Source organism: Yoonia sp. KMU-150, assembly GCF_056858355.1.
In genome coordinates this window covers 1,999,495-2,019,065 of record NZ_JBXEQF010000001.1, presented here as the reverse complement: position 1 = coordinate 2,019,065, position 19,571 = coordinate 1,999,495, and the positions used below count along the sequence as shown (strand labels likewise).

19 protein-coding genes and 1 tRNA gene are annotated in these 19,571 nt (G+C 63.0%); 9 read left to right on the top strand and 11 right to left on the bottom strand.

Annotated elements, in window-relative coordinates; all coding sequences use genetic code 11:
- Positions 1–24 precede the first annotated feature (24 nt).
- On the bottom strand, positions 25–783 hold the full coding sequence (locus AC04PH_RS09970; RefSeq protein ID WP_483065591.1) for a DeoR/GlpR family DNA-binding transcription regulator: 759 nt from the start codon (positions 781–783) through the stop codon (positions 25–27).
- 160 nt (positions 784–943) lie between these two features.
- Between AC04PH_RS09970 and glpD the strand changes: the two genes are divergently transcribed.
- Positions 944–2,497 (top strand): glycerol-3-phosphate dehydrogenase, encoded by a 1,554-nt coding sequence (gene glpD, locus AC04PH_RS09965; protein WP_483065590.1) that lies wholly within the window; start codon positions 944–946, stop codon positions 2,495–2,497.
- A 49-nt stretch (positions 2,498–2,546) separates the two neighbouring features.
- Positions 2,547–4,040 carry a glycerol kinase GlpK gene (gene glpK / locus AC04PH_RS09960; protein ID WP_483065589.1) on the top strand — a complete coding sequence of 498 codons (1,494 nt, stop codon included), beginning with the start codon at positions 2,547–2,549 and terminating at the stop codon, positions 4,038–4,040.
- 3 nt (positions 4,041–4,043) lie between these two features.
- On the opposite strand, the gene AC04PH_RS09955 is transcribed toward glpK, so the two are convergent.
- Positions 4,044–4,646 carry a gamma-glutamyl kinase gene (locus tag AC04PH_RS09955; RefSeq protein ID WP_483065588.1) on the bottom strand — a complete coding sequence of 201 codons (603 nt, stop codon included), beginning with the start codon at positions 4,644–4,646 and terminating at the stop codon, positions 4,044–4,046.
- Between the two features lie 197 nt (positions 4,647–4,843).
- Between AC04PH_RS09955 and recA the strand changes: the two genes are divergently transcribed.
- The 3 genes from recA (at position 4,844) to AC04PH_RS09940 (ending at position 9,013) form a co-directional block, all read left to right on the top strand.
- Positions 4,844–5,917 carry a recombinase RecA gene (gene recA, locus AC04PH_RS09950; protein WP_483065587.1) on the top strand — a complete coding sequence of 358 codons (1,074 nt, stop codon included), beginning with the start codon at positions 4,844–4,846 and terminating at the stop codon, positions 5,915–5,917.
- Positions 5,918–6,069: 152 nt separating this feature from the next.
- Complete coding sequence (gene alaS, locus AC04PH_RS09945; protein ID WP_483065586.1) at positions 6,070–8,724, top strand: alanine--tRNA ligase; 2,655 nt, start codon at positions 6,070–6,072, stop codon at positions 8,722–8,724.
- 4 nt (positions 8,725–8,728) lie between these two features.
- Positions 8,729–9,013, top strand: coding sequence for a DUF1330 domain-containing protein (locus tag AC04PH_RS09940; protein ID WP_483065585.1), 285 nt, complete (start codon positions 8,729–8,731; stop codon positions 9,011–9,013).
- Positions 9,014–9,249: 236 nt separating this feature from the next.
- On the opposite strand, the gene typA is transcribed toward AC04PH_RS09940, so the two are convergent.
- The 7 genes from typA to AC04PH_RS09905 all read right to left on the bottom strand — a co-directional run bounded on the left by typA (position 9,250) and on the right by AC04PH_RS09905 (position 14,826).
- Positions 9,250–11,067 (bottom strand): translational GTPase TypA, encoded by a 1,818-nt coding sequence (typA, locus tag AC04PH_RS09935; protein WP_483065584.1) that lies wholly within the window; start codon positions 11,065–11,067, stop codon positions 9,250–9,252.
- Positions 11,068–11,210: 143 nt separating this feature from the next.
- Positions 11,211–11,546, bottom strand: coding sequence for a DMT family transporter (locus tag AC04PH_RS09930; protein ID WP_483065583.1), 336 nt, complete (start codon positions 11,544–11,546; stop codon positions 11,211–11,213).
- Positions 11,547–11,599: 53 nt separating this feature from the next.
- A complete protein-coding gene (locus AC04PH_RS09925) occupies positions 11,600–12,013 on the bottom strand; it encodes a DUF2177 family protein (protein ID WP_483065582.1) in 414 nt (137 codons plus the stop codon).
- A 152-nt stretch (positions 12,014–12,165) separates the two neighbouring features.
- Positions 12,166–13,374 carry an NADP-dependent isocitrate dehydrogenase gene (locus AC04PH_RS09920; protein WP_483065581.1) on the bottom strand — a complete coding sequence of 403 codons (1,209 nt, stop codon included), beginning with the start codon at positions 13,372–13,374 and terminating at the stop codon, positions 12,166–12,168.
- Positions 13,375–13,468: 94 nt separating this feature from the next.
- On the bottom strand, positions 13,469–14,257 hold the full coding sequence (locus AC04PH_RS09915; RefSeq protein ID WP_483065580.1) for a hypothetical protein: 789 nt from the start codon (positions 14,255–14,257) through the stop codon (positions 13,469–13,471).
- A 184-nt stretch (positions 14,258–14,441) separates the two neighbouring features.
- Positions 14,442–14,518, bottom strand: a tRNA-Ile gene (locus AC04PH_RS09910).
- Between the two features lie 47 nt (positions 14,519–14,565).
- The gene (locus AC04PH_RS09905) at positions 14,566–14,826 is read right to left on the bottom strand and encodes a hypothetical protein (protein ID WP_483065579.1); all 261 of its coding nucleotides are present in this window, start codon (positions 14,824–14,826) and stop codon (positions 14,566–14,568) included.
- A gap of 167 nt (positions 14,827–14,993) precedes the next feature.
- Between AC04PH_RS09905 and purM the strand changes: the two genes are divergently transcribed.
- From purM to rnd, 3 genes are all read left to right on the top strand, one after another.
- Positions 14,994–16,040, top strand: a complete 1,047-nt coding sequence (gene purM / locus AC04PH_RS09900; protein WP_483065578.1) for a phosphoribosylformylglycinamidine cyclo-ligase — start codon at positions 14,994–14,996, stop codon at positions 16,038–16,040.
- Positions 16,037–16,627 (top strand): phosphoribosylglycinamide formyltransferase, encoded by a 591-nt coding sequence (gene purN, locus AC04PH_RS09895; protein WP_483065577.1) that lies wholly within the window; start codon positions 16,037–16,039, stop codon positions 16,625–16,627. Before purM ends, purN begins: the two co-directional genes overlap by 4 nt.
- Positions 16,628–16,712: 85 nt before the next feature.
- A complete protein-coding gene (gene rnd, locus AC04PH_RS09890) occupies positions 16,713–17,870 on the top strand; it encodes a ribonuclease D (protein ID WP_483065576.1) in 1,158 nt (385 codons plus the stop codon).
- Here the strand turns inward: rnd and AC04PH_RS09885 are convergent.
- A complete protein-coding gene (locus tag AC04PH_RS09885) occupies positions 17,867–18,352 on the bottom strand; it encodes a hypothetical protein (RefSeq protein WP_483065575.1) in 486 nt (161 codons plus the stop codon). The two genes, rnd and AC04PH_RS09885, sit on opposite strands and share 4 nt — an antisense overlap.
- Before the next feature lie 120 nt (positions 18,353–18,472).
- Between AC04PH_RS09885 and AC04PH_RS09880 the strand changes: the two genes are divergently transcribed.
- The gene (locus AC04PH_RS09880; RefSeq protein ID WP_483065574.1) at positions 18,473–18,880 is read left to right on the top strand and encodes a SufE family protein; all 408 of its coding nucleotides are present in this window, start codon (positions 18,473–18,475) and stop codon (positions 18,878–18,880) included.
- Here AC04PH_RS09880 and AC04PH_RS09875 read toward each other — a convergent pair.
- Positions 18,877–19,509 carry a DUF1638 domain-containing protein gene (locus AC04PH_RS09875; protein WP_483065573.1) on the bottom strand — a complete coding sequence of 211 codons (633 nt, stop codon included), beginning with the start codon at positions 19,507–19,509 and terminating at the stop codon, positions 18,877–18,879. The two genes, AC04PH_RS09880 and AC04PH_RS09875, sit on opposite strands and share 4 nt — an antisense overlap.
- Positions 19,510–19,571 lie beyond the last annotated feature (62 nt).

Sequence of the window (19,571 nt, the reverse complement as noted above, 5' to 3'; positions counted from 1 at the left end):
CTGCCCGGCGATGCCGGGCGAAAGTCACACCAGATGCACCCGCGTCCCCCAATCCGCGCAAGCCATCGCCAGCCGTTCCGACGGGATTCCGTCGGTCACGAAATGATCGACCTCTGACAGAGACGCTATCTTGACCGGGGCCTTGCGGGTGAACTTCGCTTTGTCCGCCACCAGCACCGTCGCGCGGGCGGCATCGAGGATCGCGCGGCTCACGCGCACCTCCTCCGCATCGAAATCCAGCAGATCGCCCGACAGATCGACGGCGGATGCGCCGATCACCGCAAAATCCACCTTGAACCGCCCAATGGCAAGCGCCGCCAGATCACCCACAAGCCCGCCATCGGACCGGCGCAACACGCCACCCGCGACGATCACCTCGCAACTGGGATTGCGCGACAGGATCGTGGCGACGTTCATGTTGTTGGTCACGACTTTCAGGTGGCGATGCTCCAGAAGGGCGCGGGCCACGGCCTCTGTCGTGGTGCCGATGTTGAGGAATACCGACGCGTGATCCGGGATCAGGCGCGCGGCGCGGGCGGCGATCCGGTCCTTCGCGTCGCGGTTCAGCGCGCGCCGGTCGGCATAGCCGATGTTCGCGACGCCGGAGGGCAGGACGGCCCCGCCATGCACCCGTTCCAGCAGGCCAGCCTCGCAAAGCGTCCGCAGGTCACGGCGCACCGTCTGAACCGTCACGCCCATGTGTTGCGCCAGCGGAGTCGCCCGCACCTTACCGGTCGCGCGGGCGCGGGAGAGTATGCGGGCGTGACGCGTTTCCTGTTCCATATGTTCGTTCTAAGTGAAAGCGAACATTATTAAAACAGAACAATCGCAATTTACACGCCAAAGATACATTCGCTTTTCATGAAACGAAAATATTAACTTCACTGACTTGCCACTACGCCACCGTCGATCCAAAGCAGGACAAGCACAGGAAGGCTAGGCCATGGACACGGATTTCGACCTTTTCATCATCGGCGGCGGTATCAATGGCACCGGCATCGCGCGGGACGCACAGGGGCGCGGTTTACAGGTCGGGCTGGCGGAGATGAACGATCTGGCCTCGGCCACGTCGTCAGCATCGACCAAGTTGTTTCACGGCGGTTTGCGCTATCTTGAGTTCTTCGAGTTCGGCCTTGTCCGCAAGGCGCTGATCGAACGCGAGGTTCTGCTCAAGGCGATGCCGCATATCAGTTGGCCGATGCGGTTCGTACTGCCTTACCACAAGGATATGCGGTTCGAGGGCGACACGCCGACGTCGAAATTGCTGACGTTGTTCATGCCATGGATGAAAGGCCGCAGGCCGCTGTGGCTGATCCGGTTCGGGCTTTTCCTCTACGACACGCTTGGCGGACGCGAGATTCTGCCCGGCACGTCGAAGGTCGATCTGACGACCGACCCGGAGGGCAAGCCGCTCAAACAAAAGTATCAACGCGCCTATGAGTATTCCGACTGCTGGGTCGAGGACGCGCGGCTGGTCGTGCTGAACGCCCGCGACGCGCAGGAACGCGGCGCGCAGATCATGACCCGGACCAAGGTGACGGAAGCGACCCGCGACGGCGACCACTGGACCATCACGCTGGATCAGAACGGGGCGGTCAGCACCGTGACCGCCCGCGCGCTGGTCAACGCCGGTGGACCATGGGTGGAGGACATCATCCGCGGCGCCGTGCGGATCAATTCCTCCGAAGGCGTCCGCCTCGTCCGTGGCAGTCACATCGTGACGAAACGGCTCTACGATCACGACAAGGCGTATTTTTTCCAGGGCGAGGACGGGCGGATCATCTTCGCCATTCCCTACGAAAATGACTTCACCCTGATCGGAACGACCGACAAGGAACACAATGACTTGGCAACCAAACCTCATGCGACGGATGAAGAACAGGATTACCTCTGCGCCTTCGCCAGCCAGTACTTCGAAAAACCGGTGACGCGCGAGGATGTGGTCTGGACCTATTCCGGCGTGCGGCCGCTTTATGACGACGGCGCGAAATCCGCGACGGCGGCGACGCGCGACTATGTGCTGTCGCTCGACGAAAACGGGCCGCCGCTGCTCAACATCTTCGGCGGCAAGATCACGACCTATCGCAAGCTGGCGGAAAACGCGCTGAAGAAGCTGACACCGCTGATCGGCGGGGGCGAGCCTTGGACGGCCGGTGTCGCCATGCCGGGCGGGGATTTCAAGGTTGCGGAACGTGATGATCTGATCGTCGCCCTGATGGGTGAATTTCCCTTTCTCACAAAACCCTGGGCCACCCGCTTGATGAAAGCCTACGGCACCGACGCCGCCGATATGCTGGCCGGTGCGACAACGCCGGATGATCTGGGAGAGGATTTTGGTGCGACGCTGACCGCGACGGAGGTCGATTGGCTGATGACCCACGAATTCGCGCGCACGACGGAAGACGTGGTCTGGCGTCGTAGCAAGCTGGGTCTGCGGTTGAGCAAGGACCAGATCGCGGCTCTCGACGCCTATATGTCCGACGCACAGCCCACTTGAGGCGCTTATCGAAATCGCTACGCTGTCACCGTTCCAACGGGAGGATCCCATGACCCATATTCTTGCCATCGACCAGGGCACGACATCCAGCCGGGCGATCATCTTTGACGAAAAGATGAAGGTGAAGGCCAGTGCGCAGGAGGAATTCACCCAGCATTTCCCGAAATCGGGCTGGGTGGAACATGACGTGTCCGACATCTGGTCGTCGACCGCGTCCACCTGCCGCGGGGCGATCGAGAAGGCCGGGATCAAAGCGGGCGATATCGCCGCTATCGGGATCACCAACCAGCGCGAGACCGTCATCGTCTGGGACAAGGACAGTGGAGAACCGATCCACAACGCCATCGTCTGGCAGGACAGGCGCACGTCGCAGATGTGTCAGGATCTCAAGGCCGACGGGTTTGAGGCAGAGGTGACGCAGCGCACCGGTCTGCTGCTCGATCCCTATTTTTCCGCGACGAAGCTGAAATGGCTGCTGGACAACGTCGACGGGGCGCGGGCTAAGGCGCGCGACGGCAAGCTGCTGTTCGGCACCGTCGATTGCTTCCTGATCTGGAAACTGACCGGCGGCACATCGCATGTGACCGACGCCACCAACGCCGCGCGTACGATGCTGTATGACATCCGCAAGGGCCGATGGAGCAAGACGATCTGCGAGCGCTTCGACATCCCCATGGAGATGCTGCCAGAGGTACAAGACTGTGCAGGTGAGTTCGGCAAGACCCGCGCCGATCTCTTCGGCAAGGAAATTCCTATCCTCGGCGTGGCGGGCGACCAGCAGGCCGCGACCATCGGGCAGGCCTGTTTCCGCCCGGGCATGCTGAAATCGACCTACGGCACGGGATGTTTCGCGCTGCTCAATACCGGCGATACGCTGGTGGAAAGCAAAAACCGCCTGCTGGGCACCATCGCCTATCAGTTCGATGGCAAGCCGACCTATGCGCTCGAAGGGTCGATTTTTATTGCAGGCGCGGTTGTGCAGTGGCTGCGCGACGGTCTGAAGATTATCCGCGAGGCGAAGGAGACGCAGCCGCTGGCGGAAACCGCCGACACATCGCAGGAGCTTTATCTCGTTCCAGCCTTCACGGGTCTCGGCGCGCCGTATTGGGATGCAGACTCGCGCGGCGCGATCTATGGCCTGACACGCAACTCCGGCCCTGCGGAATTTGCCCGTGCTGCGCTGGAAAGCGTTGGCTTTCAGACCCGCGACCTGCTGGAGGCGATGAAAAGCGACTGGGACGCGGGCGACAAGGCCGACGTGTTACGCGTGGACGGCGGGATGAGCGCATCGGACTGGTCGATGCAGTTCCTGTCCGACATCATTGGCGCGCCGGTGGACCGGCCCGACGTGCTGGAAACCACGGCGCTGGGGGCGGCGTGGCTGGCCGGGATGACGGCGGGTGTCTATCCCGACCGCGACGGATTTGCCGAAAGCTGGGCGCTGGACCGCCGGTTCGATCCGCAGATGGACGAGGCCACGCGCGACCGCCGCTATGCCGGTTGGAAAGACGCGATCGAGCGGACGCTGACGCGCGACAGCTAGGCGTCAGGTCCGCGCCGATTCCCACAGGGTGAATTCGCGTGCGTGCACCTCGCGGTAGGTGGCCTCTGCCTCGGCCGACAGATGTGTCTTGAAATCGGGCGACACGTTGATGCGCTTTGTCTCGACTTTCGTGTCCAGCCTGTCTTCGAGAAAGGCATAAAGGCTCTGCGGCCGCTCATAGCTGAACAGGTGATCCACCCCCAGCAATCCGTCACTGCGACGCAGCAGGAATTTCGACTGAGACCCGACATTGGCGAAACCGGCGGGTCTGTCCTTGCAGTATTCCAGCACGAAGTCGCTGAAATTGACGTGACGGGTCGAATTGGGCTGCCCGACCAACTCGTTGCGGTTGCGGTAGCGAAACCAGCTTGACAGCCAGTCGACGGGGTGGCGCACAACCGCCACGGTCTCCATGTCCGACTGCCCGCCGGCCTCTTCCAGAAACGGGCGCACGTATTTGTTGTAGCGATATACGGGCGAGTGTTTCAGAACCGGCGGATCGCGCATCACGATTGACGCCCGTGGGGCGAGCGCGCCTTCGAGTGCCGTCGTTCCTGTCTTGGGCACCGCCAGCAGCACCAGCTTTTCATTCCAGAAAACAAGCATTTGCGCGATTCCCCATAGAGCGATCGGATTTTTCCTACGCCATAAACGCAAAATTAACCACACCTGCGTGAGTGTGGAGGGGATCGAAACTGGTTGCAATGTTCTCTTTTTGGTCCCATATAGGGATACAGAACACAAGGCGAACAAAAAGCAGCGATTGTAGCCCTCTACGGGCTATGAAATAAGGACAGGACACAATGGCAACGGCAGATCTCCTCCAAATGACCGACAAGAAAACAGCCGACAAGCAAAAGGCGCTCGACAGTGCGCTGGCCCAAATCGAACGCCAGTTCGGCAAAGGGTCGATCATGACGCTTGGTGGCGAAAACAAGATGCCCGACATCGAGGCGACGAGCACCGGATCGCTGGGTCTGGACATCGCGCTTGGCATCGGCGGGCTGCCCAAGGGTCGCGTGATCGAGATTTACGGACCGGAATCATCGGGCAAGACCACGCTCACACTGCACGCCATTGCCGAAGAACAGAAAAAGGGCGGTGTCTGCGCCTTTGTCGACGCGGAACACGCGCTTGATCCGCAATATGCAAAGAAGCTGGGCGTAAACCTTGACGAACTGCTGATCTCGCAGCCCGACACCGGTGAACAGGCGCTCGAAATCGTCGATACGCTGGTCCGTTCCGGTGCTGTCAGCATGGTGATCGTCGACTCCGTCGCGGCCCTGACGCCGAAGTCGGAGCTTGAGGGCGACATGGGCGACAGCAGCGTCGGTGTCCATGCCCGCCTGATGAGCCAGGCGATGCGCAAGCTGACCGGATCCATCAACCGGTCCGGCTGCATGGTGATCTTCATCAACCAGATCCGCATGAAAATCGGTGTGATGTTTGGTTCGCCCGAGACCACGACGGGCGGCAACGCGCTGAAATTCTATGCCTCCGTCCGGCTCGACATCCGCCGCATCGGCGCGATCAAGGACCGGGATGAGGTGGTCGGCAACGCGACCCGGGTGAAAGTCGTGAAAAACAAGGTGGCCCCGCCATTCAAACAGGTCGAATTCGACATCATGTATGGCGAAGGGATTTCCAAGAACGGTGAATTGCTGGACCTTGGCGTCAAGGCCGGCGTGGTCGAGAAATCCGGTGCCTGGTTCAGCTATGGCGACGAACGGATCGGGCAGGGGCGTGAGAACTCCAAGCAGTTCCTGCGTGAAAATCCCGAAATCGCGCATGAGATCGAGGACAAGATTCGTGCCGCGCACGGGCTGGATTTCGACGGTGACGACAGCGACGGTGACGCGGAAATCGTCGAACTCTGATACCGGATGTGCCGGGCGGGATGATGGGGGCGTGCCTGAGCGGCGCGCCCCTTTTTTCATGCGTCGCGGTCTTTGCGGCCTTGGCTGTGGACAGTCCATCGGGGCGCGGCTATTTCTGACCGCCAAACCAGTTGCACAAGCGAAAGCCCGCCATGACCAGCCTTGCCGATATCCGGTCCACGTTCCTGAATTTCTTTGGTGACAACGACCACGAAATCGTGGCCTCCGGCCCGCTGGTGCCGCGCAACGACCCGACGCTGATGTTCACCAATTCGGGCATGGTGCAGTTCAAGAACCGCTTTACCGGTGTCGAGAGCGGCCCCTATCAGCGCGCCACGACCGCGCAGAAATGCGTCCGCGCCGGGGGCAAACATAACGATCTGGACAACGTCGGCTACACCGCGCGGCACCATACCTTCTTCGAGATGCTGGGGAACTTCAGTTTCGGCGACTATTTCAAGACCGAGGCGGTGCCGTTCGCGTGGAACCTGCTGACCCGTGATTTCGGGATCGACAAGAGCCGCCTGCTGACGACCGTTTACCATACCGATGACGAAGCGTTCGAGCTTTGGAAAAAGGTCGGCGTGCCGGAAGACCGGATCATCCGGATCGCGACGGACGACAATTTCTGGCGCATGGGGCCGACCGGACCCTGCGGGCCGTGCACCGAAATCTTCTATGACCATGGCGATCATATCTGGGGTGGACCTCCCGGATCGGCGGAGGAGGACGGGGACCGCTTCATCGAGATCTGGAACATCGTTTTCATGCAGAACGAACAGTTCGAAGACGGCACGATGAAGCCGCTCGACATGCAGTCGATCGACACCGGTATGGGGTTGGAACGGATCGGCGCGCTCTTGCAGGGCAAGCACGACAATTACGACACCGACCTGATGCGCGCGCTGATCGAGGCCTCTGCCAATGCGACCAATTCCGATCCGGACGGCGACGGCAACACGCACCACCGCGTGATCGCGGACCATTTGCGGTCCACTTCCTTTCTCATCGCTGAAGGTGTGCTGCCCTCCAACGAGGGGCGCGGCTATGTATTGCGTCGCATCATGCGACGCGCCATGCGCCATGCGCATCTGCTGGGGGCTAAGGACCCTGTGATGCACCGCCTTGTGCCGGAACTGGTCAAGCAGATGGGTGCGGCCTACCCGGAACTGGGCCAGGGCCAGCGCATGATCGAGGAGACGCTGCTGAACGAGGAAGTGCGCTTCAAGCAGACGCTGGACCGTGGGCTGAAGCTGCTGGCCGATGAGGTGGCGGAGTTGCCCGAGGACGGCAACCTGCCGGGTGAGACGGCGTTCAAGCTCTACGATACCTACGGCTTCCCGCTCGACCTCACCCAGGATGCCCTGCGCGAACAGGGCCGGGGCGTGGATACCGCCGGGTTCGAGGCCGCGATGGCAGAGCAAAAGGCCAAGGCCCGCGCGGCCTGGTCCGGCTCCGGCGCGCAAGCCGATGCGACCGTCTGGTTCGACGTGGCCGACACACATGGCACGACGGACTTTCTGGGTTACGACACACTGAGTGCCGAAGGTCAGATCGTTGCGGTAATCGTCGACGGGAAAGCCGCCGACGAGGGTGATGGCGAGGTGCAGATCGCCCTAAACCAGACGCCGTTCTATGCCGAAGCCGGCGGTCAGGTCGGTGACGCAGGCACGATCACGACCGAAACAGGCACCGTGCGGATCACCGACACCAAGAAGGTCGCGGGCGTCCATATCCATATCGGCTTTGTGACCGAGGGGCGTGTGTCGAAGGGACAATCCGCGCAACTGCGCGTCGCGGCCGACCGCCGTGCCGCGATTCAGGCCAATCACTCGGCCACGCACCTGCTCAACGAGGCGCTGCGTAATGTGCTGGGCGATCATATCGCGCAGAAGGGGTCGCTCAACGCGCCGGATCGGCTGCGTTTCGATTTCAGTCATAACGCGGCGCTGTCGCTCGACGACCTCGACGCGGTGGAAAAAGAGGTCAACGCACTGATCCGCCAGAACACAGCCGTCGCGACCCGGATCATGACGCCGGACGACGCCCGCGCGCTGGGGGCACAGGCGCTCTTTGGCGAGAAATACGACGAGGAGGTGCGCGTGGTCTCCATGGGCCGCGCCGAAGGCTCCGGCAAGGGGACGGACGGCAACACCTATTCGCTCGAACTTTGCGGCGGCACCCATGTGAAGCAACTGGGCGAGATCGGGTTGTTCGTCACGCTGGGCGACAGTGCGTCGAGTGCCGGTGTGCGCCGGATCGAGGCGCTGACCGGGCAGGCGGCGCTGGATTATCTGCGCACTCAGGACATGCGGCTGGCGGAAACGGCGCTGGCGCTGAAAGCGTCGGCGGGTGACGTGCCAGCACGAGTCAAGGCGCTGATGGACGAACGCAAGGCGCTCGCCAACGAGGTCGCCCAACTGCGCCGCGATCTGGCGATGGCAGGCAGCGGCGGGCAAAGTGACGTGGCCATCGACGAGGAGATTGCGGGCGTGCACTTCATCGGCAAGCTGATGGCCGGATTGTCGGGCAAGGATCTTCCCGGCCTGATCGACCAGATGAAGGCCGAAATGGGCAGTGGCGCGGTCGTGCTGATCGGCGATGCCGGTGGCAAGGCTGCCGTGGCCGCCGGTGTGACAAAGGACTTGACCGATAATGTTTCTGCCGTCGATCTGCTCAAGGCCGCGGTCGCCGCATTGGGTGGCAAGGGCGGCGGCGGGCGGCCCGACATGGCGCAGGGCGGGGCGGCCAGCGCCGACAATGCGGAAGCGGCGATCGCCGCGGCCCGCGATATTCTGAAAGGATAGGACGATGACAGCACTCTGGATCGCGCATGTGAAGGTGACGGACGAAGCCGCCTACGGCAAATATGCGGCCCTTGCGACGGGTGCGATCGCCGCGCACGGCGGCACGTTTCTGGCTCGTGGCGGCACTTACGAACAGTTGGAAGGGCCGGATCGCCCGCGCAACGTGGTCGCCCGTTTTCCCAGCCTGCAAGCGGCGCATGATTGCTATTTCTCCGACGCCTATCAGGAGGCGCTGAGCCACGCCAAGGGGGCCGCACAGCGCGAGTTAAGCATCGTCGAGGAAATCTGAACGGTGCACGCCGGGCAGACGTGCCCAACGGTCGCACGACCGAGGGCGTTGACCGGTTCGGGTTTCGCCCCAAGCGGTATGCCGGGAACGCCAAGCCGACCGAAACCGGGCATGTGGGCGAATGTGCCCGCATGGGCCACTGCGGATTGAAGGTTGTCAGATCACCCTGCGGTCGCGTGCTTGCAAAGTCTCGACGGGACTTTGCGTGCAAAAATTTCGCGAAATTTTGACTGGCCCTAGCTTGCCCGCGCCTGCCGCTTGCGCTCGTGTGGGTCAAGATAGCGTTTGCGTAGGCGAATCGCGTTCGGCGTGACCTCGACCAGTTCGTCGTCGTCGATATAGGCGATGGCCTGTTCCAGCGACATGGTCACCGGCGTGGTCAGGCGCACAGCCTCGTCGGTGCCGGATGCGCGGACGTTTGTCAGTTTCTTGCCCTTGAGCGGGTTCACTTCCAGATCGTTGTCGCGCGAATGTTCGCCGATGATCATGCCCTGATACACCGCCTCCTGCGCGCCGATGAACATCTTGCCGCGATCTTCGAGGTTCCACAGCGCGAAGGCGACTGAGGTGCCGTTTTCCATGGAAATCAGAACGCCCTGACGGCGCCCGTCGATCTTTCCCTTGTAGTGGGTCCAGCCGTGGAACAGGCGATTGAGCACACCAGAGCCTCGCGTGTCGGTGAGGAATTCACCGTGATAGCCGATCAACCCGCGTGACGGGACATGCGCGATGATGCGGGTCTTGCCGGCACCGGCGGGCTTCATCTCGGTCAACTCGCCCTTGCGCGGACCGGTTAGCTTTTCGACCACCGATCCGGTGTATTCGTCATCCACGTCGATGGTGACTTCCTCGACCGGTTCCATGCGTTGGCCGTCTTCCTCGCGGTAGATGACCTGCGGGCGCGAGATCGAAAGTTCGAACCCTTCGCGGCGCATGTTCTCGATCAGCACGCCCATCTGGAGTTCACCACGGCCTGACACCTCGAAAGCGTCGCCGCCGGGGGTGTCGGCGATCTTGATGGCCACGTTGACCTCGGCCTCGCGCAGCAAGCGGTCGCGGATCACGCGCGACTGCACCTTCTTGCCGTCCTTGCCTGCCAACGGGCTATCGTTGATGCCGAAGGTGACGGTGATGGTGGGCGGATCGATGGGTTGTGCCGGAATCGCCTCGTCGATGGACAGATCGCAGAGCGTGTCGGCCACGGTGGCCTTCGTCATGCCGGCGACGGTGACGATGTCGCCCGCTTCGGCCACATCGATGGGCTGCTGGCCCAGACCGCGGAACGCGAGGATCTTGGATACACGAAACTGTTCGATCTTGTCGCCGGTGCGCGACAATGCCTTGATCGTCTCGCCGGCTTTCAGCGTGCCCGCCTCGACCCGGCCGGTCAGAATACGGCCGATGAACGGGTCGGCGGAGAGTGTCGTCGCCAGCATCTGGAACGGTTCGCTCTTCCGTTCGATCTGCTTTGGAGTGGGGACGTGTTCCACGATCAGGTCGAACAGCGCGTCGAGATTCTCGCGCGGTCCATCCAGTTCAGCATCACACCAGCCCGCACGGCCAGAGGCATACATGGCAGGAAAATCAAGCTGTTCGTCGCTCGCGTCCAAGGCAGCGAACAGATCGAACACCTCGTCCACGGCGCGGTCCGGCTCGCCATCGGGCTTGTCGACCTTGTTGACGACGACGATGGGGCGCAGACCAAGCGCCAGCGCCTTGGACGTCACGAATTTCGTTTGCGGCATCGGCCCTTCGGCGGCATCGACGAGCAGAACGACGCCGTCGACCATCGACAGGATGCGTTCCACCTCGCCGCCGAAATCGGCGTGGCCGGGGGTGTCGACGATGTTGATGCGGGTGCCCTTCCACTCGACGCTGGTACATTTCGCCAGGATCGTGATGCCGCGCTCGCGCTCGATGTCGTTGCTGTCCATCGCGCGTTCGGTAACTGCCTCGTTCTCGCGGTAGATGCCGGATTGCTTGAGCAACTCGTCCACCAGCGTGGTCTTGCCGTGGTCCACGTGTGCGATGATCGCGATATTGCGAATGTCCATGTCAGTGCCTTTGTAGCGGGGATCATCGTGCCCCGAAGGCACGGAATTTGGGGCGCGGATACCGCGCATGGGGCGCAATGGGAAGCCCTTAAAATCAGGGTGTGATTTGCGTGCACCGGGCGTGCACTGCACGTGCACCGGGATCAGTGGGTGCCGGACGCCGAAAACAGGTGAATCACGAGGATGCCCAGAATGATCATCGACATGCCGATCACCGCCCAGGCGTCGAGCCGCTGGCCGAAAACGGCAAACCCGATCAGCGCGATCATGACGATGCCCAGACCCGACCAGATGGCATAGGCGATGCCGACGGGGATATACTTCAGCGCAAGCGCCATCAGGTAGAACGACGCGGCATAGGCCACGACGCACAGCACAGAGGGCCAGAGCCGGGTAAACTGCTGGCTGGCCTGCAGGGCGGTCGTACCGATGGTCTCGGTGATGATCGCGAAGATGAGATAGACGTAATGCGCGGGCATGACCCACCGTTAGCCGAGCCGCAGGCCCACCGCAATTTGAAACTGTCGCGGCGTCAGCCCGCGGGCGTGGCGACGGCGCGCGTGACCGCCACGCCGATCGTCGCGGATGTTCCAGTCAGCAAGGTGCCCCATGTAAAATCGATCATCACCATACGCCACGTCCAGTCTTGCAGCGTGGCCAGGTTGGTGAACTCGTAGGTGCCATAGGCGAAAGCCCCCAGCAAAGCCGCAGATGCGAAGACCCACAACAGCGACTGCTGGTTTTGCAGGGCGGGCCAACTGACGAACCACAGCAGGCAACCCGCATAAAACGCGTAGAACACGAAGGCCGGGCCGATGCGTGGACTGTCCAGCAAAAGAGGCCCGATATCCTTTTCGAAGGCCGGTTTGATCAGAAAGGAGAGACCGACATAGTCGATGGCCAGAAAGACCCCGAAGGTCGCGACATAGAGAATGGCGAGGGTCATGGTGCGATCTTCCTTCCGTTCAATTGCCTTTTTCAGCTAGCCCGGCGGCAGTGTGGGTCAATCCTGTCGCGCACTTCGCCCCTTGAACACGGCCACGAAAAAAGCCGCCCGCAAATCATGCAGGGCGGCTTCGATCGGTCCGACGGCGCGGATCACATTGCGGCGTTCAGGTTTTCGTCGATCTTTTCGAGGAAACCTTCGGTCGTCAGCCACTTCTGGTCGGGGCCGACCAGCAGGGCGAGGTCCTTGGTCATGAAGCCGCTTTCGACGGTATCCACGACGACCTTTTCCAGCGTTTCGGCGAAGGTCATCAGCTGGTCGTTACTGTCGAGTTTCGCGCGGTGCTTCAGGCCGCCTGTCCAGGCAAAGATCGACGCGATGGAGTTGGTCGAGGTCGCCTTGCCTTCCTGGTGCTGGCGGTAGTGGCGGGTGACGGTGCCGTGCGCGGCTTCCGATTCTACGATCTTGCCATCGGGGGTCATCAGCTGGCTGGTCATCAGGCCGAGCGAGCCGAAACCCTGTGCGACGGTGTCGGATTGCACGTCACCGTCATAGTTCTTGCAGGCCCAGACATAGCCGCCGGACCACTTCATCGCAGATGCGACCATGTCGTCGATCAGGCGGTGTTCGTAGGTCAGGCCCGCCTCTTCGAACTTTGCCTTGAACTCGTCGTCGAAGATGCGCTGGAAGATCAGCATGAACTGGCCGTCATACTGTTTCATGATGGTGTTCTTGGTCGACAGATAGACAGGGTAGCCGCGCTTGAGGCCGTAGTTGAAGGACGCGCGGGCAAAATCCTCGATGGATTTGTCGAGGTTGTACATCGACATGAAGACACCCGACGACGGCGCGTCGAAGACTTCGTGCTCTTCCACGGTGCCGTCTTCGCCGACGAATTTCATGCTCAGCTTGCCCGGTCCGGGGAATTTCATGTCAGTGGCGCGGTATTGATCGCCAAAGGCGTGGCGGCCGATGATGATCGGTTGGGTCCAGCCGGGCACGAGGCGCGGCACGTTGGAGCAGATGATCGGCTCGCGGAACACGACGCCGCCCAGGATGTTGCGGATCGTGCCGTTGGGGCTGCGCCACATCTTTTTCAGGCCGAATTCCTCGACCCGCGCCTCGTCGGGCGTGATCGTCGCGCATTTCACGCCGACGCCGATTTCCTTGATCTTTTCGGCGGCGTCGATAGTGATCTGGTCGTCTGTGGCGTCGCGGGATTCGATGCCCAGATCGTAGTAGAGCAGATCGACGTCCAGATAGGGCAGGATCAGTTTCTGCTTGATGAAATCCCAGATGATGCGGGTCATTTCATCGCCGTCGAGTTCGACGATGGGGTTCTCTACCTTGATCTTGGACATGGGCGCGCCTCCGCTTTGATAAATCAGTTGCGGGTGCTTTAGCGCATATCAGGGGAGGGTGAAAGCATGTATACGACGGTGCACCGTCGCCGGATCAGGCGCTGCGGCGTGTCCGGTGGAGCAGCCATGCGGCTCCGAGCAGCAACAGGCCGGAGGCCGGCAGCGGCACGGGAGAGGGTGCGGGCCCCGGTCCGCCGCCGTCGGTCGGTGCATCGTAGCCACCGTCGCCGCCTGCTGCGGTCAACATGAAAATACTGCGCGGGCCGGTCGGTGCAACGGGGCGTGCGGGCGTGTCGTCAAAGCTGTTGGGCACGCCCCAGGGGGCGGGGGTCAGCAGGCCGGTGGTGATCGGTCGTCCGCTGTTGCGGGCAGGCGGTGTCAGGCGCTGCACAGTGCGCGAGCGATCCAGGATCGGCGGCCAGAACGCCGCCACGGGGTCGAGTGTCGGCACGGGTGCCGGGCCGGGACCCTGTGCGATTTGCGGATCGGCCGTCGGTTGCGGAAAGACGACCTCGCGGCGGCAATAGTCGGCGTAGCGGGAATAGTAGTCATCCCACTCGCCGCTGAACCGCGCCAGAATCATCTCGGTGCCGGTGATGTTGGACAACTCGCGCGGGGTCAGCGCACGGTCGCAGGGATCGGGCAGGCAGGTGCGGGGCAGGCGGGTTTTGCCGGTCAGCGAAAAGGCGATGGCGGCGGTGCCATCGTCCGCTTCCTCCAGATAGGAGGACGGGATGCACTCGTAGCCAAGCGGGTCTTCGTCGAGCAGTTCGGTAATGCTGACGACACCGGCGAAGACCGGCGGCGTCGCTGCCACGACCGCCGCTGTCGCCAGCGCGGTGAGCAGGGTCGTCCCGAATTTGGCTGCGCGCCAATCGCTCATGGTATCGCGGTCCCGGTCGTGAAGGCGCACCGATAGCGATGCGCGGTTGCACAATGGTTAATTAGGCAATGTGCATGGGACGGGGAGCGGGAATGGTAAAACTGTGGCCGATTGTTTCCAGATGGTCAGGCCAGGGGGCGAAGACGCCGGATTGACCACGGACGCGCGACAATATGGGGAGATTTGGTAGGCCCGGCAGGACTTGAACCCGCAACCAAAGCGTTATGAGCGCTCTGCTCTAACCAATTGAGCTACAGGCCCCCGTGGGTCAACGGGGTAGCAGACGGGACGGCCCGGTCAAGACGGAATTAGTGGGTGATCGGCGTGCCGAGCAGCACCTGCGACAGCAGCGCGATCATCTCGGCCTCTTGCGCGGTGGTCACGGTGGGGTCGCCGTCCAGATCAGCCATCAGGGCGATGTCGGCATGGGTCGGGGCCGCGACGTTGATGCCCGCACCGGGCGGCAGGTCGATCCACGGGCCGTCCTGCTGCAAGGTCTGACCCAGCGTTTCGGCGTGGGCGAGACCGGCACAGGCGATGCAGAGCGGGGCGAGGATCAGGGATTTCATCGGCGTGTCTTTCTGTTTGGTCTTATGTTCTAACGCGGCCAGTGGGCAGATGGTTCGCGCCTGATATGCAGTTTTGCAGCAGAGCATGAATTTTCGGTGCATCGCGCCCCGGCGGACCCGCTTGCCCGGCTGCGGGCTTTGGGCTACCTGCTGCACAACTTCGGGGGATGACCATGACGAAAAACGGACTGACTTATGCGGACGCGGGCGTTGATATTGACGCGGGCAATACGCTGGTGGAGCGGATCAAACCGGCGGCCAAGCGCACGGCGCGGCCCGGTGTGATGGCGGGGCTGGGCGGGTTCGGCGCGCTGTTCGATCTGAAGGCCGCAGGATATGACGACCCGGTGCTGGTCGCCGCCACCGATGGCGTCGGCACCAAGCTGCGCATCGCGATCGACACGGGCAACGTGGATACCATCGGGATCGACCTGGTGGCGATGTGCGTGAACGATCTGGTCTGCCAAGGGGCGGAGCCGCTGTTCTTTCTCGACTATTTCGCCACCGGCAAGCTGGAACTGGACGCGGCGACCCACATCATCGAGGGCATCGCCGCGGGTTGCGAGGCCTCGGGCTGTGCGCTGATCGGCGGCGAGACGGCAGAAATGCCGGGCATGTACCACGATGGCGATTTCGATCTGGCGGGCTTTGCCGTGGGTGCGATGAACCGCGGTGCCGATCTGCCCCGCGATGTGGCGGTGGGCGACGTGCTGCTGGGGCTTGGGTCAAACGGGGTGCATTCCAACGGCTATTCGCTGGTGCGCCGGATCGTGGAGGTATCGGGCCTTGCGTGGGATGACCCCGCACCCTTTGCCGATACCACGCTGGGGGCGGCGCTGCTGGCCCCGACACGGCTCTATGTCAAACAGGCGCTGGCGGCGGTGCGCGCGGGCGGTGTGCACGCGCTGGCGCATATCACCGGGGGCGGACTGACAGAAAACCTGCCGCGCGTCCTGGCCGAAGGCTTGGGCGCCGACATCGACCTGTCGGTCTGGGACCTGCCGCCGGTGTTCAAGTGGCTCGCTGAAACCGGCGGGTTGTCCCAGGCGGAGATGCTCAAGACGTTCAACAGCGGCATCGGCATGGTGCTGGTCGTCGCACCCGACCGGGCGATGGCACTGGCACAGATGCTGCAGGACGCGGGCGAAGAGGTTTTCGCATTGGGCCATGTGACCGAGGGCGCGCAGATCACCTACAGCGGTTCCCTGCTGTGACGAAACGGGTCGCGATCCTGATTTCAGGTAGCGGTTCCAACATGGTGGCGCTGCTGGATAGCATGACCGGCGATCATCCCGCACGGCCCTGTCTGGTGGTGTCGAACGTGCCGGATGCGGGCGGGCTGGAAAAGGCGCGGGCGCGCGGCGTGCAGCCGGCGGTGGTTGACCACACGACTTTTGGCCGTGACCGCGCGTCCTTCGAGGGCGCGTTGCAGGCGACGCTGACGATGGCCCGGCCCGACATCATCTGCCTTGCGGGGTTCATGCGTGTGCTGTCGGCGGATTTCGTTGCCGCCTGGGAAGGGCGGATGCTGAACATCCACCCCTCGCTGCTGCCCGCGCACAAGGGCCTCGATACACACGCGCGGGCACTCTCGGCGGGCGATACCCGCCACGGCTGCACTGTGCACGAGGTCACTGCGGCGCTGGATGACGGGCCGATTCTGGGGCAGGCGGCCTTGGATATCCGCGCAGGCGATACCGCCGATACATTGGCCGCGCGGGTGCTGGAACTCGAACACCGGCTATATCCGGCGGTGCTGCGCCGCTTTGCGGCTGGTGACCGCAGCCGGTTGGACCTCTAGCGCCGCCTTTCCATTGGCCCCCGTGTCGCCTATCACTGCGCGACAGCGCGCCGCCGGCGCGGCCCAGCAGGACAGACACCGAAGCATGAAAACCATCACGACGACACCCGACCTTGCCGCATTCTGTGCCCAAGCCGCCAAATGCCCCTATGTCACGGTCGACACCGAATTCCTGCGCGAGCGGACCTATTATTCCAAATTGTGCCTGATCCAGTTGGCCTATCGCGGTGACGCGGGCGAGGATGCGGTGCTTGTCGATCCGCTGGCGGGCGATCTGTCGCTGGAGCCGCTGTACGATCTGTTCCGCGATGCGGGCGTGGTGAAGGTGTTTCACGCGGCACGCCAGGACCTCGAGATTTTCTATGTCGATGCCGGGGTCATTCCCGACCCGCTGTTCGACACGCAGGTGGCGGCGATGGTCTGCGGCTTCGGCGATCAGGTCGGCTACGAGACGCTGGTGCGCAAGATCGCGAAAGCGGACCTCGATAAATCTTCGCGGTTTACCGACTGGTCGCGCCGCCCGCTGACCGATGCGCAAAAGACCTATGCGCTGGCAGACGTGACCCACCTGCGTGATATCTACGAATATCTGGCCGCGGAACTGGCGAAATCGGGCCGCACCAAATGGGTGGCCGAGGAGTTGGGTGTTCTGAAGGACCCCGCCACCTACGAGGCGGACCCCGATCAGGCGTGGAAGCGGGTCAAGACGCGCAACACCTCCGCGCGGTTCATGGGGCTGGTGCAGGAACTGGCGCGGTTCCGCGAAACCCATGCGCAGGCCCGCGACATTCCGCGCAACCGCGTCTTCAAGGACGATGCGCTGATCGAACTCGCTTCCACCAAGCCGCAGTCGGAAAAGGACCTTGGCCGGTCCCGCCTACTGCTGCGCGAGGCGCGCAAGGGCGACATCGCCGACGGCATTCTGGCGGCGGTCAGGACCGGGCTGGCGCTGCCCAACGATCAACTGCCGCGACCCGACAAGAGCCGTGAAAAGTTGCAGGTGAACCCTGCGCTGGCCGACATGCTGCGCGTGCTGCTGAAGGCCAAGGCGGATAACGAGGGCGTGGCGCAGAAGCTGATCGCCTCTGCCGCCGATCTGGACATGCTGGCGGCGGGAGAGCGTGACGTGATCGCGCTGCGCGGCTGGCGCAAGGAGGTCTTCGGTGCCGAGGCGCTGCGCCTGTGCAATGGTGAGGTGGGCCTTGCCGTGAAGGGGCAGAAGGTTGTGACGGTCGCGCTTTAGCGTGACGCGGTGCGCGCGTTCTGCTGCGCCTGCACCCGGATCGACCGGACACCGGCCAGATCATCGGCATCGAAGGCACGGGCGACGGTGATTTCGCGGGTCCGCTGCGGACCACCGGGCTGCGCGCCTGCGGGCACCGACACCCGGAACGCCAGCGTCAGCACGCCGTTGTCGAAACCTGCAGGCACAAGCTGCGCGTTGAACTGGCCTTGTGTGCTGGCCACGCCGGTCGCGCGCACGATCGCGCCCGAGGGCGACCGGTCCACCCGCATGGCGGCGACCTGGTCGATCAGCGGTCGCGTCTCGATCTCGCCGAACCGGCTGCCTGCGGGGATCAGCGGGCGGATTTCGCCGCTGGCGGTGACGGGGGTGGATGTGCTTGGCCCGAACCAGTTGAGCGGGTTGAAACGCGACTGCGAAATCGTGGCACAGGCGCCCAGCGTGAGTGTCAGGGTCAGCGCGATTGGCAGTGCGGATTTCATGGGCAAGGGGCCTTTGGTTGATCTGGCAAATGGGTAACCCAAGTGATCCGCGTTGAAAAGCACCCACTGGACCTTTGCCGCTTTGCCACCTAGATCAGGCAGGCGAAAGGGAGCAAGGAAATGGCCACGGCAGCATTCGAAGAGATCGCGGAAACCTTTGAATTCCTTGATGATTGGGAAGACCGCTATCGCCACGTCATCGACATGGGCAAGGCGATGCCGCCGCTGGAGGATGCGCTGAAAGTGCCCGCGACAAAGGTCGACGGTTGCGCCAGTCAGGTCTGGCTGCACCCGGAACCGGCCGACGGTGTGTTCCATTTTCGCGGCGACAGCGACGCGATGATCGTGCGCGGGTTGATCGCGGTCCTGCACGCGCTTTACGAGGGCGTTGCGCTGAATGACGTTGCCCGGATCGACGCGCAGGCGGAACTGGGCCGGTTGGGGCTGCATGACCACCTGTCGGCGCAGCGGTCCAACGGCGTGCGCGCGATGGTCGAGCGTATTCAGGAGGTTGCGGCGCGTTCCTAAAGTGCCGCGAGATGTGTTTCGAGATCGCCGTATCCGGTCGCGCGCCGTTCGAACACGAGGCCGAGGCGCGCGGCACAGTCCTGCGCCTTGGCCGTGAGGGCGGGGTCGTCGGTCTGGGCCTGATAGACCAGCGTGGTGTAGTTGCCGAAATACATATCGCGCAACTCCGGGTGCCGGTCGAGGCCGAGCGGTTTCCACAGGAAGGCCTCGAACTGCCGGACCAGAAAATCGGTGAGGTAGAGGCAGGTCATCTCGCCGCGCGCGGCGAAGGTCTCGTTGCCCTCGAAGAAGGAATAGCAGTGCGGGCCGGGGATCATGGCGACGCCCAGATCGTCGCAGGCCGCCTGCAACTGCCCGCCGGTGCCGCAATCGGCATAGACCACGAAGATGTCGTCGTAACTCGCACGGTGCTTGGCCACTGCGTCACGCACGGCGGGGGTGATCCTGTCGGGGTGGTTGTGCAGGATTGCGGGCAGGCATTGCAGGTCGAGGTGATCCCAGCCGTTCGCGCGTTTCAGCGCGACGATCTCGCGGGCCAATACCCCGCAGGCGATCAGGAGCACCTTGCCCTTGCCGGCGGGTGCGAGGCCGTCGGTCGTCAGCGTGTGATCGGGGGGCAGGTCTTGCATGGCCGGGTCCGTATCCGCGTTGTGTCCGCTGCCGCCGCGGCCTAGGCTGCGTGACCACGCGC